Genomic DNA, 25,143 nt, shown 5'->3' with positions numbered 1-25,143 from the left:
ATGGTGGGCACTGACGAGCTGCAATCGCGGTATCATTGCGCCGACCACCGCTGCCGATGCCGGCATGAGATACCACCATGACTGATACCATTCCCGACCGCCTGGCCGCGCTGCGCCGGGCCATGCACCACCATGGCGTCGATGCCGTCGTCGTGCCGTCGTCCGACCCGCACCTGTCCGAGTACCTGCCGCCGCGCTGGAAAGGGCGCGAGTGGCTGTCCGGCTTCACCGGTTCCGTCGGCACGTTCATCGCCACGCGGGAATTCGCCGGCGTGTGGACGGATGGCCGCTACTGGACACAGGCCGAAAGCGAACTGGCCGGCACGGGCATCGCGCTGATGAAGATCGCGTCCGGCGCCAGCACGGACTACGTGAACTGGCTGGCCGCCACGCTGCAGGCCGGGCAAACGGTTGCCGTCGACGGCGCCGTGCTGGGCCTGGCCATCGCCCGGCTGCTGCAGGGCGCGCTCGATGCGAAGGGGATCGTGCTGCGCACGGATGCCGACCTGCTCGATGATGTATGGACCGGCCGCGCCGGCCTGCCGCCGGAACCCGTGATCGAGCACGAGCCGCCGTATGCCACCATGCCCCGCGCGGACAAGCTGGCCGCGCTGCATGCGGCGATGCGCGAGCATGGCGCCGACCGGCACCTGGTCTCCACGCTGGACGATATCGCCTGGCTGTTCAACCTGCGCGGATCGGACGTCAACTTCAACCCGATCTTCGTGTCGCATGCGCTGGTCGCCCTCGACCATGCCACGCTGTTCGTGGCCAATGGCAAGGTCGAGCCGGCGCTGGCGGCCAAGCTGGCTGCCGATGGCGTCACCGTCGCGCCCTATGAGCGCGCCGCCGCCGCGCTGGCCGAGCTGCCGCCCGGCACGGTGCTGCTGCTGGACCCGCGCCGCATCACGCACGGCACACGCCAGGCCGTGCCCGGCCACGTGAAAGTGGTGGAAGCGATCAATCCCACCACGTTCGCCAAGTCGCGCAAGAGCGAGGCCGAGGCGGTCCACGTGCGCGCCACGATGGAACAGGATGGTGCCGCGCTGTGCGAGTTCTTCAGCTGGCTGGAGGGCGCGCTGGCACGCCGCCATGAAGCGCGATTGGACGAAGTGGACATCGACCGCCACATCACGGCGGCGCGCGCGCGCCGGCCCGGTTTCGTCAGCCCCAGCTTCGGCACGATCGCCGGCTTCCAGTCGAACGGCGCGATCATGCATTACCGCGCCATCGAAGGGCAGTGCGCCGCGATCGATGGCGACGGCCTGCTGCTGATCGATTCGGGCGGCCAGTACATCGGCGGCACCACCGACATCACGCGCGTGGTGCCGGTGGGCGCCATCACGGCCGAGCACCGCCGCGACTTCACGCTGGTGCTGAAGGGGATGATGGCGCTGTCCGCCACGCGCTTCCCGCGCGGTACCAAGGCGCCGCTGCTCGATGCGATCGCGCGCGCGCCGATCTGGGCGGCCGGCATCGATTTCGGCCACGGTACCGGCCATGGCGTGGGCTTCTTCCTGAACGTGCACGAGGGACCGCACGCGATCACGCCGTCGATGATGCCGGAGCCGCACACGGCGATGGAACCGGGCATGATCACCTCGATCGAGCCGGGCATCTACCGGCCCGGCAAGTGGGGCATCCGCATCGAGAACCTGGTGATGAACCGCGCCGACGGCACCACGGAATTCGGCGAGTTCCTGCGCTTCGAGACGCTGACGCTGTGCCCGATCGACACCCGCTGCATCGACCGCACGCTGCTGCGCGACGACGAGGTCGCGTGGCTGAACGATTACCATGCCACCGTGCGCGAGCGCCTGGTCCCCTGGGTGGACGGCGCCGCGCTGGCGTGGCTCAACGAAAGGACCGAACCATTATGACCCGATCCACCAGGGCGTCGAACGCGATCGACCGGCTGAAGCAGCGCAGCGGCAACCAGGGCTGGTCGATGTCGATCACCGGCAGCGGCCATTTCTTCCTGACCGAGGGGCCGGGCAAGCCGCCGCTGTGCCCGCCGATGGAGCTCGACGAATTCGTCGCTTTCGTCAATGCCCAGGGGCCGCAGGTCGCCAAGCGCATCAGCAAGAACGATATCGAATTCGAAAAGCAGCTGACGAAGAAGCCGCCGAAAGCCTGACATGACGCGCGACCTGCTGGGTGCCTACTGGTCGTCCGCGGAACTGGTGACGAATGGCGTCATCTTCCTGAACCTGCTGGGCGCGCTGCTGCTCGGCATGCTGGTCGGCTACGAGCGCTCGTATCACGGCCGCGCCGCCGGCATGCGCACGTATGGCCTGGTGTGCATGGCATCGGCCGCGCTGACGGTGATCGGCGGCTACCCGGAACACTGGTTCGGCGGCCAGATGACGGCGCTGGTGGGCACGGATCCGACGCGGGTGGTGCAGGGCATCGTCACCGGTATCGGCTTCCTCGGCGCCGGTGTCATCATGCGCGAAGGCTTCAACATCAGCGGCCTGACGACGGCGGCATCGATCTGGGCGTCGTCCGTGATCGGTATCCTCGTCGGCGTGGGCTTCTATGCCGCGGCGATGGGGCTGGCCATGATGTCGGCCGTCGTGATGATCTACCTGTCGCGCATCGAGGCATGGCTGCCGTCGCGCCATGCGATCGCCATCACGCTGCGCTTCAAGCAGGGCTACGAACCGTCGGAAGAAAAACTGCGCGCGATGGCAAATGCGCGCGGCTATGAAATCGCCGGCGGTTCGCTGATGATCGCACTGGATGCCGGACGCATGGAGTGGCGCTTCGTCGCGCTGGCCCACAGCAAGCACAGCGGCGCCCCGTTCGGCAAGCTGGCCGCCGAGATGGCGCATTACGAAGGGGTGGACGGCTTCCAGATCACCCATGCACGCAACTGAACCATTGCCTGGAACCGGTGAAAAAACCGGTGACAGACACCGATTTTTGCGGAACATATGTTGCAAGAAAACTGGTGTCTGTCACCGGTTTTCCTGAAACTTTCCGTTTGGCCGGCGCCTGGCGCCCTGACTCGAGGACAAGCATGCTCGTCACATCGCAAGACGTACTGGATTTCTGGTTCCTGCCGATCGGCGTGAAGGGCCACAACATGCAGCGGCCGGAATGGTTCCGCAAGGACGACGGGTTCGACCGCCTCGTGTTCGCGGAATTCGGCGACGCGGTCGAGGATGCGCTGGCGGGCGGCCTGCGGCAGTGGGACGACGAAGGCACGCAGGGCGCGCTGGCGCGCATCCTCGTGCTGGACCAGTTCACGCGCAACATCTACCGCGGCACGCCGAAGGCGTTCGCCGGCGATACGCTGGCGCTGGAAGCGGCGCTGGCGATCGACAATTCCGGCGCCAACCAGACACTGCCGGCGGTGCAGCGGGCCTTTTCGTACATGCCGTTCGAGCATGCGGAAAACCTGTCGATGCAGGACCGCTCGGTGATCCTGTTCGACAAGCTGGCGGCCTCGGCCACCGGTTTTGAAAGCATGCTCGATTTTGCGAAACGCCACCGCGACGTCATCCGCAAGTTCGGCCGTTTCCCGCACCGCAACGATATCCTGGGCCGCACGTCGACGCCGGAAGAAGTGGCGTTCCTGCAAACGCCGGGGTCCGGGTTCTGATGCCCACGCTGGCCATCGTCGGTGCCGGGCACGTGGGCCGTGCGTTCGGACGCCTGTGGCATGCGGCGGGCACGTTCGACGTCGTCGGCGTGCTGGCCCGTTCGGCCGCCTCGGCCCAGCGGGGCGTGGATTTCATCGGTGCCGGCTGTTCGACCGCGGAGGTTGCCGCCTTGCCGGAGGCCGACGTCTACCTGCTGGCGGTGACGGACGACCAGATCGTTCCCGCCTGCGCCGCGCTCGCGGCCAGCCGGCCATTGCGGGGCGCCACCGTGTTCCACTGCAGCGGCGCGCTGGCGTCCGGCACGCTGGAGGCGGCGCGGCAGGGCGGGGCACTGCTGGCCAGCGTGCATCCGATCCGCAGCTTCGCCGACCCGGCAGGCGTGGTGGCCGCGTTTGCCGGCACGTTTTGCGGCGTCGAAGGCGACGAGGCGGCGCTGGCGGTGCTCGTGCCGGCGCTGGAAGCGATCGGCGCCCGGCCCGTGGCGATCGATCCGGCGGCCAAGACCGTCTATCACGCCGCTGCCGTCTTCGCGAGCAACTACCTCGTCACGGTGCTCGATGCCGCGCTGCGCGCCTACCAGGCGGCCGGCATTCCGGAAGACGTGGCGCGCGAGCTGGCCCGTCCGCTGGCACAGGAATCGCTGTCGAACGTGTTCCGGATGGGGGCGGCACAGGCCTTGTCCGGCCCGGTCGCACGGGGCGATTACACGACCGTGCAGCGCCAGCAGGCGGCAGTGTCGGCCTGGGATGCCGATACGGGCAACCTGTATGGCGCGCTGGTACCGCCGACCGCATCCCTGGCCGCGCGCAAGGCGCCAAAAACCGCCTCGGAGTAAGCGCATTGAGCGGCTTGCAATCTTGTCGCCTTGTCGCTAAAGTGTTGCGTTGAAGCAAAAATTCTGTCGCAGTGATCGACAAAATTTGCTGAAGGCAATAAGCTAGGTCCTCTTTATTACTTCCAATCAACCGGCGCCGCGCCGGACAGGGGATCTGTATGTTATTTCTGAAATCCACGACCGTCACCAAGGCGCCCGGCATCTACGAAGTCGATATCGCTGCGAAACCGCCGGGCAAGACCTTCGGCGTCTATCTCGCCACCGACCCGGACAATCCACCCGTTGCCGTGCTCGAAGCCCTGGCCGCTGCCGGCTTCGTGCAAAGCCACAGCTCCGGCTATACCCACAAGGACCGCGGCAAAGTGCTCGACCTGCATTTCCACAAGGATGGCACCGACCTGTTCAAGGGCTGGAAGCTGGAAGAGTGCGAAGCCAACATGGCGCAGATCACCAAGATCTTCGGCGACGTCGGCATCACCTACACGCCGCGCGTCATGTCGCTGGCCGAAGCCTACGCATAAGAAAAACTGGGGGCGTACCGGATCGCCGGACCGCCTGGTTTTCAGGAAATTTCCTGGAAACCAGGGTACGTCCCCAGTTTGTTGATCAAGCAATATCGATGTGGTACAGGGCCCAGGGGCACGAGCCGAAACGCTCGGCCACGGGCCTTTTTGCCATGTCGGGCACCCGGTCCGCATCGTAGAGTGCCAATAGCGGGCCCAGGCCGCCCAGCGCCATCGGTGCGCCATCCATGTGTGTCGCCACGATGAACCGTTGCTGCCGCGCCTGCGCGCCGGTGACCACCGCCGCATAGCCGTCGACGGCGCGCAGCGTGATGCGGGTGCGGTCGGTGACGGTAACGCCGGCAGCTTTCAGCACATCGGTCAGCAGCGGCCCGGACAGCGAATGCACCTTGCTATCGTACTCCAGCGTGGGCTTGATCGCCAGCACGGGCAGGGCGGCCAGCGCCGCGTAGTCGAACGCCCATGCCCTGTCGAAGGACAGCTTCTGCTTGAACATCATCTGGTCCGCCACCGGGTCGAATTTGCCGCGGTTGGCTTTCGGGATTGCACCCGTGACCGTCAGCAGCACCGGGCCGCGCTGCACGTTCTTCGGTGCGGCCAGCGCCGGTGCCGCGCCGGTGGCCGCCAGCGCCGCCAGGAAAATACGTTTCTCCATCACGATCCTTGTCGTTGTCGTTGAGCGTCCATTTGGCCCGGCGTCCACCTGTTCGAGCGTCCACCTGTTCGAGCCTTCGCTTGTTCGAGCCTCCACTTGTCCAAGCCTCCCTTATCATAGCCGGATGGACCTGTTCACCTCCGAAGCGACCCTGCAGCCGATCCCCATCGAAGATGGCGAACTGTCTTTCCTGTCGCAGCTGCCACTGGCCGAGCCGAACGACGTGGTGCTGCGCCGCCTGCTCGACGAGATCGCGTGGCGCGAAGAAACGATTTATCTCTTCGGCAAGGCGCAAAAGCAGCCGCGCCTGTCGGCCTGGTACGGCGAGGCCAGCTACACGTATTCCGGCCGCACGTTCCACCCGCTGCCTTTCACGCCGCTGCTGCGGGACATCCGGCGCGCTGTCGAGGATGCCACCGGCAAGCGCTACAACAGCGTGCTGCTGAACTGCTATCGCAACGAACGCGACAGCATGGGTTTCCACAGCGACGACGAACCGGAACTGGGGCCCGAGCCCGCCATCGCATCGGTGACGTTCGGTGCCACCCGCACCTTCATCCTGAAACATAAAAAACTGGCGAAAACCGTAAAGCTCGACCTCACGGACGGCAGCCTGCTGCTGATGGCCGGCACGCTGCAACGGCACTGGCGCCACGGCGTCAACAAGGAAACCAGGCCGCGCGGGATGCGCATCAACCTGACCTTCCGCTTGATTCGCTGAATCCTTTCCGCGACTAAACTTTATTAGGGTTTCTTAAGGAAACGCCGCCATTTTGGGCCCGTTCGCGTCCTTTCAATAGCCATTACATCTGCTAACAATTATTACGGAAATGGACCTTTTATAAATGAGGTCCGGTGTTATCTTGGTCTCATCGCGGTTCCACACATGCTGAACAGCGATCCCGCAGCACTGTGAACAACAACCATTTTTTGCTGAGAGATCCATCATGAAAAACACCATTCTTGCCCTTGTCGCTTCCGCTGCCGCCTTCGGTGCCGTCACCGCCCATGCTGCCGAAGGCCAGCCGTACGTCGGTATCGGTGGCGTCGTCTCCGAGCATCGCTATGAAAACCTGAATGGCGACATCGGCTCGGGCGACCACGCCAAGCACGAATACGGTGGCAAGTTCTTCGCCGGTTACCAGATCAACCCGATGTTCGCCGTCGAGGCGGGCTACACCGATTTCGGCAAGTCGAACTACGCTTACTCGCAGGCTGGCCTGAATGGCCGCGCCCAGGCCGATTCCAAGTCCTACTACCTGGCCGGCAAGGCCAGCTACCCGGTGGCGGAAAAGGTCAATGTGTTCGGCAAGCTCGGCGTTGCGCACAACAAGAACGACGTGACCGTTTCCGGCCTGGCCGGCAACTACAGCGGCGAAAGCAGCCGCAACACCGCCTACGCGGCGCTGGGTGCCGAGTATGCCGTGAACGAGAAGGTCGGCCTGTCGCTGGAATATGAACACTACGGCAAGAACGAAGTCGACATCGGCCGCAGCAAGGGCGCCGTGTCGCTGAACGCGAAGTACAGCTTCTAACGCTGTACGCACCGATCGAGGCCGGGCGCGACAACGACAGCCCGCATGGGCCGCCAATGTCCTTGTGCCCGCCTCACTGGAAGAGGTTCTTCGTGAGAGAAGAAAAAAACGGACTCCCGAGGGAGTCCGTTTTTGTTGATGCTTGCGAAGATCAGTTCGTGAGCGGCTTGTAGCGGATGCGCTTCGGCTTGGCACCTTCCTCGCCCAGGCGCTTCTTCTTGTCCGCTTCGTATTCCTGGTAGTTACCGTCGAAGAACGTCACCTGCGAATTGCCCTCGAAGGCCAGGATGTGCGTGGCGATACGGTCCAGGAACCAGCGATCGTGGGAGATCACCATCACGGAGCCGGCGAATTCCAGCAGCGCGTCTTCCAGCGCGCGGAGCGTTTCCACGTCCAGGTCGTTCGACGGTTCATCCAGCAGCAGCACGTTGCCGCCCTTGAGCAGCGTCTTGGCCAGGTGCAGGCGGCCGCGTTCGCCGCCGGACAGGTTGCCGACGAGCTTTTGCTGGTCGCCGCCCTTGAAGTTGAAGCGGCCCAGGTAGGCGCGCGACGGCATTTCGAAGCGGCCCACGGAGAGCATGTCGGCGCCGCCGGACACGTCTTCGAACACGGTCTTGTTGTTGCCCAGTTCGTCGCGGTTCTGGTCCACCAGCGACACCTGCGCGGTCTTGCCGATGACGACTTCGCCGCTGTCGGGCGTGTCGATGCCGGCGATCATCTTGAACAGCGTGGATTTACCGGCGCCGTTCGGGCCGATGATGCCGACGATCGCGCCGGGCGGCACGATGAAGGACAGGTTGTCGATCAGCAGGCGGTCGCCGAACGCTTTGGACACGTTCTTGAACTCGATCACATCGTTGCCCAGGCGCTCGGCGACGGGGATGAAGATCTCCTGCGTCTCGTTGCGCTTCTGGTATTCGTATTCGGACAGTTCGTTGAAGCGGGCCAGGCGGGCCTTCGACTTGGCCTGGCGCGCCTTCGGGTTCTGGCGCGACCATTCCAGTTCCGTCTTCAGCGCTTTCTGGCGTGCCGATTCGGTGGCTTCTTCCTGCTGCAGGCGGGCCTGCTTCTGGTCCAGCCAGGAGCTGTAGTTGCCCTTCCATGGAATGCCGTGGCCGCGGTCCAGTTCCAGGATCCATTCGGCGGCGTTGTCGAGGAAGTAGCGATCGTGGGTGATGCCCACCACGGTGCCCGGGAAGCGCAGCAGGAACTGCTCGAGCCACTCGACGGATTCGGCATCCAGGTGGTTGGTCGGTTCGTCGAGCAGCAGCATGTCGGGCTTGGACAGCAGCAGCTTGCACAGCGCCACGCGGCGCTTTTCACCGCCGGACAGCACGCCGATCTTCGCGTCCCACGGCGGCAGGCGCAGCGCATCGGCGGCCATTTCCAGCTGCAGGTTCAGGTTGCCGCCATCGGCGGCGGCAAGGATCGATTCCAGGCGCTGCTGCTCGGCGGCCAGCGCGTCGAAGTCGGCATCTTCCTCGGCATAGGCGGCGTACACGGCATCGAGCTTGGCCTGTGCCTCGAACGCTTCGCCCAGGCCCGATTCCACTTCCTGGCGCACGGTTTTTTCCGGGTCCAGCTGCGGTTCCTGCGGCAGGTAGCCGATCGACAGGCCCGGCATCGGGCGTGCTTCGCCCTGGATGTCGGTATCGATGCCGGCCATGATCTTCAGCAAGGTCGACTTACCGGAGCCGTTCAGGCCCAGCACGCCGATCTTCGCGCCCGGGAAGAACGAGAGCGAAATGTCTTTCAGGATCTGGCGCTTGGGCGGGACGATTTTGCCCACGCGGTTCATGGTATAGACGTAATTTGCCATTGAGAAATTCTCGAATTGAGTGTGGTGACTGTAAAGAAGGTCAACAAGGATACGCCAAACGGTGCGCGAGAGCCAGCGCGTGGCCAGTCAGGCCGCCGTCCGGCGCGACGTGATGAAGCCCTCCGCCATGTACAGCGCCAGTGCGCTCCAGATCACGATGAACCCGGCCAGCCGCGCCTTAGAGAACGTTTCGTGGAACACGAGCAGCCCCAGGATCATCTGGATCGTCGGCGCGATGTACTGCAGCATGCCCAGCACCGACAGCGGGATCTTGCGGGCGCCGGCGGCAAACAGCAGCAGCGGGATCGCGGTGATCGGGCCGGCGGCGACGAGCAGCGCGCGCGTCCAGTCGCTGGGCGTATTGACGAAGGTATTGGTGCCGTGGACGGTCAGCCAGATCACGTAGCCGCCCGCCAGGGGAAACAGCAGCAGGGTTTCGAACGACAGGCCTTCCAGCGCCGCCAGCGCGGCGGTCTTGCGCAGCAGGCCATAGGCGCCGAAGGTAGCGGCCAGCACCAGCGCAATCCACGGCAGCGCGCCGGCCTGCCAGGTGAGCCAGGCCACGCCGGTGGCGGCCACGCCGATCGCGAGCCACTGGCCGCGGCGCAGCCGTTCCTTCAGCACGAACAGCCCGAGCAGCACGTTGAGCAGCGGCGTGATGAAATAACCGAGGCTGGCATCGATCACGTGGCCGTTGTTGACGGCCCAGATATAGATGAACCAGTTGGCCGACAGCAGCAGCGCGCTGGCCGCGAACGTTCCCACGATCTTCGGCTGCCGCAGTACCTCGGGCAGCCATTTCCACTGCTGGCGCACCGTCAGCACGATGCACAGGAACAGCAGCGACCACACCATGCGATGGGCCAGGATTTCCACCGGCGGCACCTCGCCGATCGCGTGGAAGTACAGCGGGAACAGGCCCCACAGCAGGAACGCCATGGTGGCGTTCAGCACACCCGCGCCATGGCCTTTGTCGTCGTGGCCTTCTTTTTTCATGGAAGCTCCAGGTGCAGGATCGGATAGGGATGGCCGAACGGGTCGCGTTCCGAGCGGCCCGCCTGGCGAAAGCCCATGTGCGCATAAAAGCCGGCGGCCTGGCCATTCTGCTCGTTGACATCCACCTTCGTGGCGCCGAGCGTGCCGATCGCGAATTCCGTCAGCGTGCGGCCGGCGCCATCGCCACGATGGCCGGGGTGCACGAACAGCATCTCGATATTGCCGCCCGCCACGCCGATGAACGCATAGGGCGCGCCGGAACTGTCGCGCAGGCAGTACAGTGGCGCAAACGTGGCAAGCAAGTCGCGCACGAGCGGCACCAGCGTGGCGATCGCTTCTTCGTCGAGAAAATCGTGGGTGGCGCGAACGGCGGCTTCCCATACCTCGAACAGGCGGGGAGCGTCGGCGGCGGTCGCCTGGTCGATGCGTGCGATATTTGTTGCTGCGGTCATTCTTCATCCTTCCATAAGGCGCGACCTTAACACAACAGTGCAGCATGCGCCGGCCACCCCGCGACTTGCTTTTAGAGTATGGTTGGCCTATTGTGCAGTGCGCAAAAAAATAATTCGGGTGCAATTTTGACAGACAAGAAAAGCAGCCTCGCTACATTGACGCTGGCAGCCGTGGGCATCGTCTATGGCGACATCGGTACCAGCCCCCTCTATACCCTCAAGACCATCTTCGACCCGGACCATGGCCTGGCGCTCAACGAAGCGAACCTGCTGGGCGTCGTGTCCCTGATCGTCTGGGGACTGACGATCGTGGTCTCGCTGAAATACGTCACGCTGGTGCTGCGGGCGGACAACCGGGGCGAGGGCGGCATCATGGCGCTGATGGCGCTGGCGCTCAATTCCGTCAGCAAGCGCTCCGGCTGGCATTTTCCGCTGCTCGTGCTGGGCGTGCTGGGGGCCACCATGTTCTATGGCGACAGCGTGGTCACGCCGGCGATTTCCGTGCTGAGCGCGATAGAGGGCCTCGAGGTGGCCACACCCGCGCTGTCGCACTACGTGGTGCCATTGACCATCGTGGTGCTGGTCACGCTGTATTCGGTGCAGCGCCACGGTACGGCCGGCATCGGCCGCTTCTTCGGGCCGATCATGGTGCTGTGGTTCGCGGCGCTGGCGATCATGGGCGTCGTCAACATCGTCGAGCGGCCGGACATCCTGCGCGCGCTGAACCCGCTGCACGCGGTGCACTTCATGATCGACAACGGCTTCGTGGCATTCGTCGGCCTGGGCGCCGTGGTGCTGGCATTTACCGGTGCCGAGGCGCTGTATGCGGACATGGGCCACTTCGGCAAGAAGCCGATCCGCATGGCCTGGTTCGCGGTTGCGTTCCCCGCGCTGGCGCTGAACTACTTCGGCCAGGGCGCACTGCTGCTGCACGCGCCGGAAGCGATCTCGAACCCGTTCTTCCAGCAGCTGGGCAGCTGGAGCATCTACCCGCTGGTGGTGCTGGCCACGATGGCCACCGTGATCGCATCGCAGGCCACGATCTCCGGCACGTTCTCGATGACCAAGCAGGCCATCGCGCTCGGCCTGCTGCCGCGCATGCGCGTGATGCACACGTCCGAACACCAGATCGGCCAGATCTATATCCCGGCCGTAAACTGGCTGCAGCTGATCGTCGTGCTGATCGCCGTGATCGGCTTCGGTTCGTCCGATGCCCTGGCCGGTGCCTACGGCATCGCCGTGTCGGCCACGATGCTGGCGACCACGATCCTGACGTTCTTCGTGATCCGCTACCGCTGGCACCTGCCGCTGCCGGTCTGCATCCTCGCCACCGGCTTCTTCCTCGTGATCGACGTGCTGCTGTTCTCGGCCTGCACGCTGAAGCTGTTCCACGGTGGCTGGATGCCCCTGCTGCTCGGTGCCACCCTGTTCACGATCATGCTCACGTGGCGCACCGGCCGCCACCTCGTGTTCAAGAACCTGGAAAAGCATGCGATCCCGCTGGAGGCTTTCCTCGACTCGCTGTTCGTGGCGCCGCCCGTGCGGGTACCCGGCACCGCCGTGTTCCTGCGCGGCGAAAGCGACGGCGTGCCGCACGCCATGCTGCACAACCTGTCGCACAACAAGGTGCTCCACGAACGCGTGGCCTTCCTTACCGTGCATATCCTGGAAGAGCCGTACGTGGCACCGGACGACCAGGTGCGCATCACCGATCTGGGCCACCAGTGCTACCAGGTGAACGTGAACTACGGCTTCAAGGACGAACCGGACATCCCCGCCATCCTCGAACGGTGCGCCAAACACGGCCTCGCGTTCGAGATGATGGAAACCTCGTTCTTCATCGCCCGCCAGACTGTGATCTCGGCACCGCAGCAGGGCATGGCGCCATGGCGCGAACACCTGTTCGTGGCCATGTCGCGCAATGCGCGGGCCGCGGCAGACTATTACCAGATCCCGCCGAACCGCGTGATCGAGCTGGGAACGCAGGTGGAAATCTAGGGATCGTATTTTGTAAGGAAATGTTGTGGTGAAGGAGCGGCAGTGGCAGTCTGTTAAACTTTCGCTCCACCGGCAACCGCCAACAATCCCAGCAACCGTTCCATAACGTTTTTTTCCAATCCAGGTAAGAGTGACCACATGAAATCGATTTTTCAAATTATCGCGACGCTGTCCTGCGCGCTGTTCCTGACTGCCTGCGGTGGCAATGACGACGACGCCCCCGTGGTGACCCCGCCCGGTACCGTGACCAAGCTCGACCTGGCGGTGGGCACGGGTATCGAAGCCGTTGCCGGCGATTCCGTCACCATGGCCTACACGGGCTGGCTGTACGACGAGACGAAGGCCGAGAACAAGGGTACCCAGTTCGACCAGGCCACCGCCGCTGCGCCGTTCACCTTCCAGCTCGGCAAAGGCAAAGTGATTTCCGGCTGGGACCAGGGCGTCGTGGGCATGCGCGTGGGCGGCAAGCGCCGCCTGGTGATTCCCGCAAGCCTGGGCTATGGGGCGACGGGGTATGGCTCCATCCCGGGTAATGCCACGCTGGTGTTCGACGTCGAAATGCTGGCGATCAAGCGCTGAATATCGGCATGAAAATATCGGCATGAAAAAAACGGCAGCCCGCGGGCTGCCGTTTTTTTGCGCGGGCGTTCCGTCGACGGTCAGTCGCGCAAGGCACCGGCCGGCGGCAGCCGCAGCGCAGCCAGCGCGTGGCGCGCCGTAGCCAGTACCACCACCAGCGCCGCCAGCAATGTCGCCCCGGCCAGCGGCCACTGGCCGAGCGGCGCGCGTTCCACGAAGCCGGCCAGGTAGCGCTCGATCGCCAGCCATGCCAGCGGCACGCCCAGCAGCGCACCGGCCGCCAGCAGCGCGGCGAACTCGCGGGCCAGCAGCCGGGCGATCGCCCCCTTGCCGGCGCCATACAGCTTGCGCAGCACGATCTGGCGGCGGTTGCGCTGCACGCTGTACGCTGCCAGCACATAGATGCCGAAGGCTGCCAGGCCCACCGCCAGTGCGCTGGCCGCGCCCAGCATCCTGGCCAGCCGCGCATCTTCGCGATAGCTTTGCGCGAACAGGCCGGCGGCGGGCTGCACGGTCATGATCCGGGCCGGGAAATAGCGCTGCCACAGCGGCGCCAGGGCGCGTTCCACTTCGTCCATACCCGCCGTGGTGCGCAGCGTGAGCACACCATAGCCGGGTCGCAGCAAGTACACGATGGGCTCCGTTTGCCGGCGCAGGTCGTTGTGGCGGATGCCCGGGGCGATACCGATCACCGTGCCGCCTTCCGTGAACGGCACCTGGCCGACCGCGGCGTGCGGACTGGCGTAGCCCAGCGCGGTGGCGGCGGCCTCGTTCAGCACCAGCGCATCGCCGCCCGCCCGGTCGGTACCGGCGCGATAGAGCCGGCCGAACTGCGGCCGGATGCCGTATACCTCGAAGAACTCCGGCGACACCGGCTTGACCTCGATCCGCAAATCGCGGCCATCGCGGGTACGGAAGCCCTGCACGACCTTCCACCCGTCGCGGCCGATGGCCTCGGAGGAGAGCGCCACGCCATCGGCCTGCGGCAAGCCGCGCACCGCGTCGGCAAAGCCCTGCACGAGCGCCGGCTTGGCGCCTTCCGGCAGGTCGACCGTCACCAGCTGCGCCGGATCGAAGCCGGGATCGGCATGGCTGGCATACCGCGTTTGCCAGGCCACGGCGATGGCCATGCCGCCAAGCGCGATCGCGGTGGCGAACTGCAGCACGGTCAACAAGCGGCGCAGCCATAACCCGCCCACCGTTTCGCTGTTGTCGCGACCGGCGAGGGCCGCCGCCGGCCGCACGCGCAGCGCCACCAGTGCCGGCCATGCCCCTGCCACGATACCGGTCAGCAGCGCCGCCAGCAGGGCAAGCGCGATGCGTGCCGGGGCAAAGAAGCCTTCCAGCGTGCGGTCGACCAGGCCGGCGAACGTGGGCAGCAGCAGCCAGGCCAGCATCATGCCCAGTCCCGCTGCCAGCACGGTCACTACTACCGACTCGGCGATGAATTGCGCCGCCATGCGCGGTGCGCTGGCGCCCAGCAGCTTGCGCAAGCCCGATTCGCGCTGGCGCTGCTGCGCGCGCACGGTGGCCAGGTTCACGTAGTTGGTCATGGCCAGCAGCAGGACCAGCAGCGCGATACCGGCCAGGCCCAGCACCGTGGCGCGCTTGCCGTAACTGTCGCCGTTGCGGCTGGCGGCCATGTCGGGGTCGAAGTAGGCATCCGGCAACGCCACCAGCTTCACCTCGGTGCCCGGCCCCTGCATCGTCTTGCCGATCGGGCGGGAACGCATGCGCTGTTCCGTCGGCGAGGCGTCCATGGCCTTTTGCAGCAGTGCCTGGAGCTGGCCGGCATCGGCGTGCGCCTTCAGTTTCAGGAAGATGCCGCCACGCTTCCAGTCCGGGACAAGTGTCCGTTCCGCGGCCGGGCGCGCCCGGCTCAACGGCCCGGTCAGCGCGTCCCAGCGCGTGGTGACGTTGGCGGGAAGGTCGGGCAGCAGGGCCGCCACGCGCAGCGTTTCACCGTCGACCTGCACGGTACGATCCAGCACGCCCGTGTCGGTACCGAACAGCCGGCGAGCCGTTTCCCGGGTCACTGCCAGCGCATCGGGCCGGGTCAGCGCCGCGCCGAGGTCGCCGGCCAGGGGAACGATGCCGAAAATGCCAGCGAATGCCGGGTCGACGGCCAGCAAGGCCACGTCATGCAAGTGCTCGCCGGCGCGCAGCGGCTCGCGCAGCCACACGGCGATGCTGGCCTGTTCCACCAGGCCGCTGTCCTGCGCCACCTGGCGCAGCGGCAGCATCGAGCGGGCGTCCCAGTCCGGCCGCGGGAACCAGTTGATGCGCTGTTTGACCTGCTGTACACGGGCTGCATCGGGCACATGGCTGTCGTAGCTGAAGCTGTAGCGCACATAGCCGAGCAGCAGGAAGCACGCGGCGAACGCCAGCGCCAGTCCCAGCACGGTCACCAGCGAAAAACCGGGCTCGCGCAGCAGCAGGCGCCAGCCGATACGAAAGTCACGCAAGGTCATGGTCATCCTTCTCTCCATTCATGTTCTCAGCACCGCGGCCGGTGTGGCACGCAGCGCGGCAATGGTGTGGCGGGCGGTAGCGGCGAACGCCACCAGCACGGCGATCGCGGCCGCGGCAAACAGGGTCCAGCCACCGACCGGCGCGTGTTCGACGAAAGCGGCCAGGTAGGCCCGGATCGCCAGCGCCGCCGGCGGCAGGCCGATCACGGCACCCAGCGCCAGCAGCACGGCGAACTCGCGACCCAGCAGCCTGGCGATGGCGGCGCGGCCCGCCCCGTACAGCTTGCGCAGCACGATCTCGCGGGCACGCCGTTGCACGTTGTAGGCCGACAGCACGTAGATGCCAAAAGCCGACAGCAGGATGGCGACGACGCTGGCGGCACCCAGCAGGGAGGCCAGCCGCAGGTCTTGCGCGTAGATCGTGGCGAAATGGCTGGCGGCCGGGCGCACCACGGGAACTTCGTCCGGGAAGAATTTGCCGAACAGGCCAATGGCCTGCCGCGCCACTTCACGCACGTCGCCATCGCTGCGGATCGTCAGCACCGAAGCGCCCAGCGAGTTCCGGTAGAACATCGGCTGCGGCTTCTCGCGCAGCGATTCGTGGCGCAGGTCGGGCGCGATGCCGATCACGCGCGCCGCCAGCCGCTTGCCATTGTGCTCGAACGAGACCAGTCCGCCCACGGCCGCTTGCGCCGAAGGGAACCCGAGCGCCAGGGCACCGGCCCGGTTCAGCATCACGGTCGTCGGCACGTCGTCGCGCTCGATCTTCGGGTCGAAGGTACGGCCCGCCAGTGCCGTGACGCCGTACAGCTGGAAGAAGTCGGCCGACACGTTGCGCGATACCAGCACCGTTTCCGGCCCGCCCAGCCGGCGGATCGGGCCATTCTGGCCGGCGAACTGCTGGCCGACGGCATTTTCGGAGAACGCCACGCCTTGCACGTGCGGCAGGCGGCGCAGCGCGTCGCGGAACTGCCTGCCTTGCGGCCCTTGCCACAGCTCGCGCGGCAGTTCGACCGTGAGCAGCGGTGCCGCATCGAAGCCCGGATCGGCCGAGCTGGCAAAGCGGGCTTGCCACGCGATGGCCAGGGTTGCCGCCGCCAGGCCCATCGCCACGGTCAATTGCAGCACCGTGAGCGCGCGCCGCAGCCACAGGCCGCCGCGCTGTTCCAGTTCGCGGCGCATGGCCAGCACGGTGGCCGGACGCATGTCCAGCGCGATCCATAGCGGGTACAGCCCGGCCAGCAGGCCCGTGACGATGCCGACGGCCAGCGCCGCCAGGATCGCTGCGGGCGACATTGCCTGGTCGAGCGGGCGGTCCAGCATGCCGGACAGGGCGGGCAGCAGCAGCCACGCCAGCAGCAAGCCCAGCACCGTGGCCAGCATGGCGACCAGCAGCGCCTCGGCCAGCAACTGGCCGGCAAGGCGGAACGCACTGGCACCCAGCACCTTGCGCAACACGATTTCCGGCTGGCGGCGGGTGGTGCGCACGGCGGCCAGGTTGACGTAGTTCGCCACCGCCAGCGCCAGCACGAGCACGCCGACCGCGCCCAGGCCGATGACGACGGCCTTGTTGCCGTGCTGCGTGCTGCCGGGACGGCCTTCCAGGCTGGCGTCGAAATACAGGTCGGGCAACGGCGTCAGCGCCAGGTCGACCATCTTGCGCGAACCCAGCTTGCGAATCAGGTCGGGCGGCACTTCACGGCGCAGCGGCGAATGGTCGAATACGCGCTGCAGGTGGGCGGTGAAGTCCGCCGGGGCGGTACCGGGTGCCAGGCGCACGTAAAGGTGGCCGGCGATCATGCCCCAGGAGTCTTCCATGTGCGCGCGGTATTCCTGTGGCATCAGGACGGAATCGAGGCTGTTGACGAGTTCGTATTGCAAGGCGGACGTGGCGGGCGGATCGGCCAGCAGCGCCATCACGGTCAGGGTCTTGCCGTCGATGTGCAGCACCTTGCCGAGTGCCGCGCGGGTACCCAGCGCCTTCAATGCCGCACGGTAGGTCAGCGCAACGCCATCCGGCCGTGCCAGGGCCCGCGCCAGGTCACCCTCGGCGGCGGCAAGGCCGAATACCCTGGAAAAGCCCGGGGATACCGTCAGCGTCTTCACCTGCAGCATGCCGGACGGTGTGTGCACGCTCGCTTTGGCGGGTATGGCCAGCACGGCTGCCTGCGCCATGCCGCTTTGCTCGGCCACGCGCAGCAACGGCATCGGCACGACTTCGAACCAGCCCGGCTTGCCGATCAGGTTGATGTGCTGCTTGACCGCGTACACCTCGTGCGAGGCCGGCACGTGGCGGTTGTAGCTGAACGACAGGGCCACGTAGGCCAGCAGCGCGAAGCAGGTGGCGAAACCGGCGGCCAGGCCGAGGATCGTGACGGCCGAATAGCCCGGCTCCGCAACCAGCTGGCGCCAGGCGAGGCGCAGATGCCTCATGCGGCACGCAGCGCGTCGACGATGATGCGCCCGTCGAGCAGGTTCAGCGTGCGCGATGCCTGCGCGGCGTGGGTCGGCGAGTGGGTGACCATGACCACGGTGGTGCCCTCGGCGTTGATCGTGCGCAGCAGGCGCATCACGTCGTCGCCGTGCGCCGTATCCAGGTTGCCGGTCGGTTCGTCGGCCAGCAGGATCGCGGGGCCGGCCACCAGCGCGCGGGCGATCGCCACGCGCTGCTGCTGGCCGCCGGACAGTTGCGACGGCCGGTGCTTCGCGCGGTGGGCCACACCCAGCTTGTCCAGCATTGCCGCCACCTTCACCTTGCGTTCGCGTGCCGGCATGCCGGTGTATTCCAGCGCCAGTTCCACGTTCTCGAACACGGACAATTCCTCGATCAGGTTGAAGTTCTGGAAGATGAAGCCGATGCGGCCGCGCCGCAATTCGTTCAGCCGCGACTCGCTCCAGCCGGACACGTTGCGGCCCTCGAACCAGTAGTCGCCGCTGGTGGGCACGTCCAGCAGGCCCAGTACCGAGAGCAGCGTGGACTTGCCGCAGCCGGAGGGGCCGGTGATCGCCACGTATTCGCCGGCGTCGATATCGAGGTCGATGCGGTCGAGGGCGGTGGTCTGCACTTCGCCGGCCACGTGGATCTTGCTGACGCCTGACAGTTTGAGCATGGGATTTCCTTTGTTGAGTAGGAGAAGATTACTGCAAGTGGATTACCGGTCGAGCTGCAGCCGGGCCGCGTTGCCGAACGCCGCATAACCGGAGACGATCACGCGCTCGCCCGGGGCAAGGCCGGAGAGCACCTCGATCTGCGCATTGTTGCGCCGGCCCGCGCGGATCTCGCGGCGCTGCGCATGGGTGGCATCGGTGAATACGTAGACCCACGCCGCGCCGGAATCGGCCACGAACGCGCCGTTCGGCAGCAGCAGCGCCGGTGCCGGCTCGCCCAGCGTGATCTGCGCATCGAGGCTCTGGCCAGGGCTCAGCAACGGCTGGCCTTGCGTGAACAGCAGCTCGGCGGTGAAGCGGCCTTCCTTGATCTGCGGGTAGACGGTGCCCACTTTCACCGGGTAGCGCCGGCCCTCCTGCATCACCACGCCGAGGCGGCCCACGGAGACGCGGTTCAGGTAGTACTCGTCCACCAGCGCGGACAGCTTGAAGCGCTGCGGGTCGTCGATGCGGCCCACGCGCTTGCCGGTGACGATCGATTCGCCCACCTGCAGCCGGAAATCGGTGAGCCGGCCGGCGACGGGCGCACGCACGGCCAGCGCGTCCACGGTCTGTTCCACGAGCCGCAGGCCGGTGGCCAGGCCAAGGATGGTTTCCTCGAGGCGCCCCAGCGCATTGCCGCGCACCTTGTCCTCGGCCGCATTGCTTTCCTGTTCCAGCGCGAGCGCGCGCTGCGCCTTGTCGCGCCGGTCCTGGACTTCTTCCAGCGCCACGGCCGAAACGAAACCCTGGCCGGCCAGCCGCTCCGTTCGCGCCAGCGTTTTCTGCGCCTGCTCCAGCGCGAACGACAGGTCGTCGAGCCGGCGCTGGCGCTCCGTGCGGTTGCTCTGCTCGGCCACCCGCAACGTGGACATGTTCGAGATCTGCTGCGCGTATTCGGACTGGCGCGCCAGCAGTTCCAGGTTGCGCTGCGGGTTCGAGATGCGGAACAGCAGCTGGCCCTTGTCGACCAGGTCGCCGTCGCGCGCATGCACTTCCTCGATGCGGCCGGACTCCACCGAGTCGAGCATCACCGCCGTCAATGGTTCGGCATTGGCGCGCACGGCGATATCGTCGCGGAAGATGCCCCGTTCGACGGTGGCGATGCGCAGGTCGGCAGCCGCCACCTGCAGGCCGCGCGGCATCCAGTGCCAGATCGCGGCGCCGGCGGCCAGCAGCACCAGCAGGGCCGCCACGGCCAGCGCGATGGCACGGCCGCGGCGGCGCGGCACGATGGTGTCCATGGCCGCGCCGCTGGCCGGCTTGTTGTTGGGAAGATTCGTGATGGGCATGTTCGTCCTGCAGCAAGGCACGTGCCAGGGCGGTTTCAACACCGTTCCGGTACGCTGCGCGGCGGGTTTGGCCGGAAGCGGACAGGGTAGGGTGTCCGCTTCCGGACAGGTCGCGAAACCCCTGTCCGCGGTGTGAATGCTGCTGCTAGAATGCTCCCCAACCGTGCCCGAGCCCTGCCGCAGTGCCCGATTCCATACCCGATCCTGTGCCCGATCCTGTGCCCAATCCTGTGCCCAATCCACCACCCGATTCCACTGCCCGCATCCTGATCCTCGATGACGATGCCGACGTGGCGTATGCGGCGCGCATGTTGCTGCGCCGCCGCCATGGCGACGTGGCGGTACTCCACGATCCGGCCCAGCTCGAAGGGGTACTGGCCTGCGGCGTTCCCGATGTCGTGCTGCTGGACTTCAATTTCACGCCGGGCCGCGCCGATGGCGCCGAAGGCCTGGCGGCGCTGGATGTGCTGCGCCGCCAGCCGCGGCCGCCGGCCGTCATCGCGCTGACCGCCTATGCCGACGTGCCGCTGGCCGTGGAGGCCCTGAAACGCGGCGCGGTCGACTTCATCACCAAGCCGTGGGATAACGCGCGGCTCGTGTCCGCCGTCGATGCCGCCCTGGCGCGGTGCCGGCCGGCGGCCGACGCGACGATGCGCGGCGCCTCGGCGCTGATGGGCGATTCGGCGCCGATGCAGGCGGTGCGCGCCATGATCGCCGGCGTGGCACCGACCGAGGCCAATGTGATGGTGCTGGGCGAAAACGGCGTGGGCAAGGAACTGGTGGCGCGGGCCCTGCACGCGCAGTCGCGCCGCGCCGCCGGCACCTTCCTTTCCGTGGACATGGGTGCGCTGCCCGAATCCACGTTCGAAAGTGAACTGTTCGGCCATCGCAAGGGTTCGTTCACCGATGCAAAGGCCGACCGCGCGGGGCGCTTCCAGGCGGCGCGCGGCGGCACGCTGTTCCTCGACGAGGTCGGCAACATGCCGCTGGCCGCGCAGGCCAAGCTGCTGACGGCGCTCGAGCGGCGCGAGGTGACGCCGGTCGGTGCCGACCGGCCGGAGAGCGTGGACGTGCGCATCGTCAGCGCCACGAACCTCGACGAAGCGCGGCTGTTCGAGCCTGCCGTGTTCCGTGCCGATCTGCTGTTCCGGTTGAACACGATCGTGGTGCGCGTGCCGCCGCTGCGCGAGCGCCGTGAGGACGTGCCGCAGCTGGCACGGTATTACCTGGCCCTGTACGAGGCGCAGTACGGGCGGCCGGCGCGCGCCATCGCACCGGCCGCGATCGATGCACTGTGCATGCACCCGTGGCCGGGCAATGTGCGGGCGCTGCGGCATGCCTGCGAACGGGCCGTGATCCTGGGCGCGCATGCCGATTACCGGTTCGAGGATTTCGGCCTGGCTGCCGGCGCCGCGGTGGCGCCATCGGCGGCGGTCGGGGGGGCGGCAAATACGGTGCGCGAGGAAGCCACGCTGTCGTCGCTGGAACGCGAGGCCATCGCCGCCGCGCTGGCGCAGGCGCAGGGCAATATCAGCCATGCGGCGCGCATGCTGGGCGTCTCGCGCGCGGCGCTGTACCGCAAGCTGGACAAGCATGGCATCTGAGCGGGGCCTGCGCACGGGTGTCGTTGCCGCTGCCGCCGCGCTGGCCTTGCTCGGTGCCTGCGCCGCGTCGGTGACGGCGTCGCCGCGCCTGCTGGTGGTGTGCGGGCTGGGCGCCGCGGCGGCCGGGGCGCTGCTGTGGGGCTGCCTCGGGAAACTGCGGCTGCCGGTGGCACGGCCCGAAATGCCGGCGGCACCGGGCGGGTGGCCGGCGACGGCTTCGGTGCTGGCGCTGGAAGCGCGGCTCGAGCATGCGCCGATCGCGCTGTTCCGCGTCGACGGGTTGTCCGGCGCCGGTGCCGTCGTACCCGTCAACGCCAATGCGCGCCGGCTCGTGGCACCCGGGCGTGCCAGCGAACCGGCGGCGCTGTATGCGCTGCTCGCCGCGCAGCCCGCGGACGAGCGCAGGCTGGTCAGCTTCGACACGGAGCGGGGGCTGGAACGGGCGATGGTGGCCGTCTCCACGCTGACGGTGCAGGGAGAGGGCGGCCGGCTGGCGGCGCTGATGCCGGTCGAGAGCCAGCTGGAGGCCGAGGCGCTGAACGCCTGGCGCCAGCTGGTGCACGTGCTGACGCACGAGATCATGAATTCGCTGACGCCGGTCGCTTCGCTGTCGCGCACCGCGCACGACCTGCTGGGCGAGCTGTCCGTGGACCTGCCGGCGGATGCTGCCGAAGACCTGTCCACCGCGCTCGACGCGATCGCCCGGCGGGCTGCGAGCCTGGTCGATTTCGTGTCGAGCTACCGCAGCCTGTCCACGCTGCCGCAGGCGCAGCCGGAGCGGGTGCACCTGGGCCGGCTGTTCGCGCGGCTGGCGGCGCTCGTCGGGCCGCACTGGCAGGCACGCGGCGGCAGCGCCGAATTTTCCGTCGAACCGGCATCGCTGGAAGTGATGGTCGACCCGGGCCAGCTGGAACAGGCGCTGATCAACCTGCTGAAGAATGCCGCCGAAGCGACGGCCCATTCTCCCTCGCCACGCGCCGCCATCACCGCGCGGCTGGGGCGGGGCGGGCGGCTGCGGATCGAAGTCGCCGACAACGGCCCCGGCGTGCCCGTCGACCTCGCCCCGCACATCTTCACGCCATTCTTCTCCACGAAGAAGCAGGGGCGCGGCATCGGCCTCGCGATGGTGCGGCAACTCGTGCACGGCAACGGCGGCACCGTCCGCTACGCCCGCTCGGTCAGCAGCGGCGCCCGGTTCATCGTCAGTTTTTGACAACACCCACACCGGGGACAGTCCCCGTTTTGCGGAAATATTTCTATAGAAGAGGGACGGTCCCCGCAGCACTGGTTCAGGCAAGAGAAGACGTAATTCTTATACCAATCCTTTGTGCATCAGCAGCGGCGCCTGTGCGTCGGCATTTTCGCCACAGAATGGTGTTGCCAAGAAGCGGGGACTGTCCCCGGTTCTTTGAAATATTTCCTGGAAAAGGGGACAGTCCCCGATTTTGAGAAATGTTTTAGCGGAGCATGTCGATGTGCGGGATGCCGTCTTCGTCGTACGGGGCGCTGACGGTGGTGAAGCCGAAGCTTTGGTAGAACTGTTCGAGGCGCTGCTGGGCGCCGATGCGGATGCGGTGGCCGGGGTGCTGCTGTTCGGCGCGGCGGATGCCTTCGGCGACGAGCTGCCGGCCGATGCCGGTGCCGCGCGCGATGGCGGGGGTGAGGATGCGGCCCAGTGACATTTCGGTGTACTTGGCGCCGGGGGCGAGACAGCGCAGGTAGGCGACCAGGCGGCGCGTGCCGTCGACCGTTTGCCAGGCCATCAGGTGGTGGGCGGCTTCGTCGTGGCCGTCCAGGTCGGGATACAGGCAGGTCTGCTCCAGCACGAACACTTCCTGGCGCTGGCGCAGCACTTCATACAGGTCCCTGCGGGGAATACTTTCAAACTCCAGCCACTGCCATTCGATCATTTCAATGCCCGCTTTGATGTTGCGTAAAAGAGGGCATTGTAGGGCAGCGGCCGGAGCGGCCCAACTTTTTAGACGATCGTCAGCGTGACGTCGATATTGCCGCGGGTAGCGTTCGAGTAAGGGCAGACGATGTGCGCGGCCTGCACCAGCTTGTCGGCCGTTTCGCGGTCCAGGCCCGGCAGCGAGATCTTCAGTTCCACTTCGATGCCGAAGCCGGTCGGGATCGGGCCAATGCCGACGCTGGCGTCGATCGACGTGTCCGCCGGCACGGCGATCTTGTCGCGGCCGCCGACGAATTTCATCGCGCCGAGGAAGCAGGCCGAATAACCGGCAGCGAACAGCTGTTCCGGGTTGGTGCCTTCGGCGCCATTGCCGCCCAGTTCTTTCGGCGTGGTCAGTTTGACGTCCAGCACGCCATCGCTGGAAACGGAACGGCCTTCACGGCCACCAGTGGATTTGGCATTCGCGCGGTACAGGACTTTTTCGATCGACATGATGCAGTTCCTTTCAATTAGGTAATATTCGATTCAATAGCGCACTATTTTTACGGTGCGCTTTGATTGCTTTTTTGCTGCCTGGGACGCTGTTCGCGTCGTCCATGTGCCCACTATACATAGCGTGCGATTTAATTGCAAGCGATTTTCCGCGTGATCGCTGTCATGGCTGTCGATACTTCACAGGGCGGTCTCGAACCCTTCGAGCACGTTGACGATGTTGGTGCCCAGTTCGCGCAGCGGGCTGCCGCCTTCGAACACGAAGCAGGTCGGCAGGTTCAGCCAGGCCAGCCGTTCGCCCAGGCGCAGGTAGTCGCCCCCCGCCAGGCCGAAGCCGCCGTGGGGCTCGCCGCCGAACGTATTGCCGCCGAGCGCGACGACGAGCGCTTCGGGCCGGTACATCGACAGCCGCACGCACGCCGTTTCCAGCGCCGTGAACCATGCCTGCGACGCAGTGCCGACCGGCAGCGGCAGGTTGACGTTGTAGCCGAGGCCGGACCCACCGCCCGTTTCATCGGCATGCCCGCTGTAGAACGGATAGGCATGGCGCGGCTCGGCGTGGATGGACAGGCACAGCACGTCCGCCTGGTCATAGAAAATGCCCTGGGTGCCGCTGCCGTGGTGGTAGTCGACATCGAGCACGGCCACGCGCTGCAAGCCATCGTCGAGCAGGTGGCGGGCTGCCAGTGCTGCATTGTTCAGGTAGCAGCCGCCGCCCAGGAAATCGGCGCCCGCGTGGTGGCCGGGCGGGCGCGTCAGCGCGAAGCTGCCCCGCTCGCCCACACGCAACGCATGGGCCGCGTTGACGGCGCAGTCCGCGCCCGTTTTCGCGGCCACCCATGTGCCGGCGGTGATGGGCGTGGTGGTATCGATCGAGTACAGGCCGAGGCGGGCGCCGAAATCGTCCGGCTCGATGTCGGCGCGCAAGGTGCGCACGGGCCACTGCGACGCAAAGGCATCGCGGCTGGCATGTGCGGGGGACTGGGCAATCCACTCGCTCCAGGCAGTGCGCAGGAAATGCAGGTAGCGGGGCATGTGCACGCGCTCGAGCGACACCAGCGGCACGCCATGCGGCGTGACGATGCGCCCGAGGCCGCGGCGGCCCAGTTCGGCGAGAATGCCGTCGATGCGATCGAGCGTGTCGCGCCCGGGAACGGGCTGCCCCTGCACGAGTTCGTGCCGGGGCCGCAGCTGGGCATGCTGTTCGTTAAAAAAGGTCAGCAC

Annotated in this window: 23 protein-coding genes; 12 read left to right on the top strand and 11 right to left on the bottom strand. The window is 66.6% G+C overall.

Annotation, left to right across the window (positions count from 1 at the left end):
• Positions 1 to 77 precede the first annotated feature (77 nt).
• From ACY65G_RS23650 to ACY65G_RS23625, 6 genes are all read left to right on the top strand, one after another.
• Positions 78 to 1,880 carry an aminopeptidase P family protein gene (locus tag ACY65G_RS23650; protein ID WP_464999737.1) on the top strand — a complete coding sequence of 601 codons (1,803 nt, stop codon included), beginning with the start codon at positions 78 to 80 and terminating at the stop codon, positions 1,878 to 1,880.
• The gene (locus tag ACY65G_RS23645) at positions 1,877 to 2,137 is read left to right on the top strand and encodes a hypothetical protein (protein WP_464999736.1); all 261 of its coding nucleotides are present in this window, start codon (positions 1,877 to 1,879) and stop codon (positions 2,135 to 2,137) included. The genes ACY65G_RS23650 and ACY65G_RS23645 overlap by 4 nt, the downstream gene beginning before the upstream one ends.
• 1 nt (position 2,138) lies before the next feature.
• A complete protein-coding gene (locus tag ACY65G_RS23640) occupies positions 2,139 to 2,879 on the top strand; it encodes an MgtC/SapB family protein (RefSeq protein WP_464999735.1) in 741 nt (246 codons plus the stop codon).
• A 143-nt stretch (positions 2,880 to 3,022) separates the two neighbouring features.
• Positions 3,023 to 3,607 (top strand): DUF924 family protein, encoded by a 585-nt coding sequence (locus ACY65G_RS23635; protein WP_464999734.1) that lies wholly within the window; start codon positions 3,023 to 3,025, stop codon positions 3,605 to 3,607.
• Positions 3,607 to 4,443, top strand: coding sequence for a Rossmann-like and DUF2520 domain-containing protein (locus tag ACY65G_RS23630; protein WP_464999733.1), 837 nt, complete (start codon positions 3,607 to 3,609; stop codon positions 4,441 to 4,443). Before ACY65G_RS23635 ends, ACY65G_RS23630 begins: the two co-directional genes overlap by 1 nt.
• 158 nt (positions 4,444 to 4,601) lie before the next feature.
• A complete protein-coding gene (locus tag ACY65G_RS23625) occupies positions 4,602 to 4,964 on the top strand; it encodes a hypothetical protein (RefSeq protein ID WP_464999732.1) in 363 nt (120 codons plus the stop codon).
• Positions 4,965 to 5,049: 85 nt separating this feature from the next.
• Here ACY65G_RS23625 and ACY65G_RS23620 read toward each other — a convergent pair whose 3' ends face one another.
• On the bottom strand, positions 5,050 to 5,622 hold the full coding sequence (locus ACY65G_RS23620) for a molybdopterin-dependent oxidoreductase (RefSeq protein ID WP_464999731.1): 573 nt from the start codon (positions 5,620 to 5,622) through the stop codon (positions 5,050 to 5,052).
• A gap of 124 nt (positions 5,623 to 5,746) precedes the next feature.
• Here ACY65G_RS23620 and ACY65G_RS23615 point away from each other — a divergent pair, with 124 nt between their 5' ends.
• Both ACY65G_RS23615 and ACY65G_RS23610 read left to right on the top strand, forming a co-directional pair.
• Positions 5,747 to 6,343, top strand: a complete 597-nt coding sequence (locus tag ACY65G_RS23615) for an alpha-ketoglutarate-dependent dioxygenase AlkB family protein (RefSeq protein WP_464999730.1) — start codon at positions 5,747 to 5,749, stop codon at positions 6,341 to 6,343.
• A 226-nt stretch (positions 6,344 to 6,569) separates the two neighbouring features.
• On the top strand, positions 6,570 to 7,157 hold the full coding sequence (locus ACY65G_RS23610; RefSeq protein WP_464999729.1) for an outer membrane beta-barrel protein: 588 nt from the start codon (positions 6,570 to 6,572) through the stop codon (positions 7,155 to 7,157).
• Between the two features lie 151 nt (positions 7,158 to 7,308).
• On the opposite strand, the gene ettA is transcribed toward ACY65G_RS23610, so the two are convergent.
• The 3 genes from ettA to ACY65G_RS23595 form a co-directional block, all read right to left on the bottom strand.
• Complete coding sequence (ettA, locus tag ACY65G_RS23605; RefSeq protein ID WP_464999728.1) at positions 7,309 to 8,976, bottom strand: energy-dependent translational throttle protein EttA; 1,668 nt, start codon at positions 8,974 to 8,976, stop codon at positions 7,309 to 7,311.
• Positions 8,977 to 9,063: 87 nt separating this feature from the next.
• Positions 9,064 to 9,972: an EamA family transporter RarD gene (gene rarD, locus ACY65G_RS23600; RefSeq protein ID WP_464999727.1), complete on the bottom strand. Its 909-nt coding sequence runs from the start codon at positions 9,970 to 9,972 to the stop codon at positions 9,064 to 9,066.
• Positions 9,969 to 10,424, bottom strand: coding sequence for a GNAT family N-acetyltransferase (locus ACY65G_RS23595; RefSeq protein WP_464999726.1), 456 nt, complete (start codon positions 10,422 to 10,424; stop codon positions 9,969 to 9,971). Before ACY65G_RS23595 ends, rarD begins: the two co-directional genes overlap by 4 nt.
• A gap of 78 nt (positions 10,425 to 10,502) precedes the next feature.
• On the opposite strand from ACY65G_RS23595, the gene ACY65G_RS23590 reads away from it, so the two are divergent.
• Positions 10,503 to 12,422, top strand: coding sequence for a potassium transporter Kup (locus tag ACY65G_RS23590; protein ID WP_464999725.1), 1,920 nt, complete (start codon positions 10,503 to 10,505; stop codon positions 12,420 to 12,422).
• A 138-nt stretch (positions 12,423 to 12,560) separates the two neighbouring features.
• The gene (locus ACY65G_RS23585) at positions 12,561 to 13,001 is read left to right on the top strand and encodes an FKBP-type peptidyl-prolyl cis-trans isomerase (RefSeq protein ID WP_464999724.1); all 441 of its coding nucleotides are present in this window, start codon (positions 12,561 to 12,563) and stop codon (positions 12,999 to 13,001) included.
• Between the two features lie 80 nt (positions 13,002 to 13,081).
• On the opposite strand, the gene ACY65G_RS23580 is transcribed toward ACY65G_RS23585, so the two are convergent.
• The 4 genes from ACY65G_RS23580 to ACY65G_RS23565 are packed head-to-tail and all read right to left on the bottom strand — an operon-like array spanning position 13,082 to position 19,911.
• Entirely contained in the window at positions 13,082 to 15,478 is a 2,397-nt protein-coding gene (locus ACY65G_RS23580; protein ID WP_464999723.1) for an ABC transporter permease, read from the bottom strand.
• A 12-nt stretch (positions 15,479 to 15,490) separates the two neighbouring features.
• Positions 15,491 to 17,905, bottom strand: coding sequence for an ABC transporter permease (locus tag ACY65G_RS23575; RefSeq protein WP_464999722.1), 2,415 nt, complete (start codon positions 17,903 to 17,905; stop codon positions 15,491 to 15,493).
• Positions 17,902 to 18,582: an ABC transporter ATP-binding protein gene (locus tag ACY65G_RS23570; protein ID WP_464999721.1), complete on the bottom strand. Its 681-nt coding sequence runs from the start codon at positions 18,580 to 18,582 to the stop codon at positions 17,902 to 17,904. Before ACY65G_RS23570 ends, ACY65G_RS23575 begins: the two co-directional genes overlap by 4 nt.
• A 42-nt stretch (positions 18,583 to 18,624) precedes the next feature.
• Positions 18,625 to 19,911: an efflux RND transporter periplasmic adaptor subunit gene (locus tag ACY65G_RS23565; RefSeq protein ID WP_464999720.1), complete on the bottom strand. Its 1,287-nt coding sequence runs from the start codon at positions 19,909 to 19,911 to the stop codon at positions 18,625 to 18,627.
• A 230-nt stretch (positions 19,912 to 20,141) separates the two neighbouring features.
• Between ACY65G_RS23565 and ACY65G_RS23560 the strand changes: the two genes are divergently transcribed.
• Positions 20,142 to 21,515: a sigma-54-dependent transcriptional regulator gene (locus ACY65G_RS23560; RefSeq protein WP_464999719.1), complete on the top strand. Its 1,374-nt coding sequence runs from the start codon at positions 20,142 to 20,144 to the stop codon at positions 21,513 to 21,515.
• Positions 21,505 to 22,728: a sensor histidine kinase gene (locus ACY65G_RS23555; RefSeq protein ID WP_464999718.1), complete on the top strand. Its 1,224-nt coding sequence runs from the start codon at positions 21,505 to 21,507 to the stop codon at positions 22,726 to 22,728. Before ACY65G_RS23560 ends, ACY65G_RS23555 begins: the two co-directional genes overlap by 11 nt.
• Positions 22,729 to 22,972: 244 nt before the next feature.
• On the opposite strand, the gene ACY65G_RS23550 is transcribed toward ACY65G_RS23555, so the two are convergent.
• The 3 genes from ACY65G_RS23550 to ACY65G_RS23540 all read right to left on the bottom strand — a co-directional run bounded on the left by ACY65G_RS23550 (position 22,973) and on the right by ACY65G_RS23540 (position 25,143).
• Positions 22,973 to 23,425, bottom strand: a complete 453-nt coding sequence (locus tag ACY65G_RS23550; RefSeq protein WP_464999717.1) for a GNAT family N-acetyltransferase — start codon at positions 23,423 to 23,425, stop codon at positions 22,973 to 22,975.
• A gap of 68 nt (positions 23,426 to 23,493) precedes the next feature.
• The gene (locus ACY65G_RS23545) at positions 23,494 to 23,919 is read right to left on the bottom strand and encodes an organic hydroperoxide resistance protein (RefSeq protein WP_130186782.1); all 426 of its coding nucleotides are present in this window, start codon (positions 23,917 to 23,919) and stop codon (positions 23,494 to 23,496) included.
• A 180-nt stretch (positions 23,920 to 24,099) separates the two neighbouring features.
• Positions 24,100 to 25,143 carry a histone deacetylase family protein gene (locus tag ACY65G_RS23540; protein WP_464999716.1) on the bottom strand — a complete coding sequence of 348 codons (1,044 nt, stop codon included), beginning with the start codon at positions 25,141 to 25,143 and terminating at the stop codon, positions 24,100 to 24,102.

The organism is Pseudoduganella sp. jia 12 (assembly GCF_055502675.1).
This window is presented reverse-complemented; position numbering and strand designations above follow the sequence as displayed.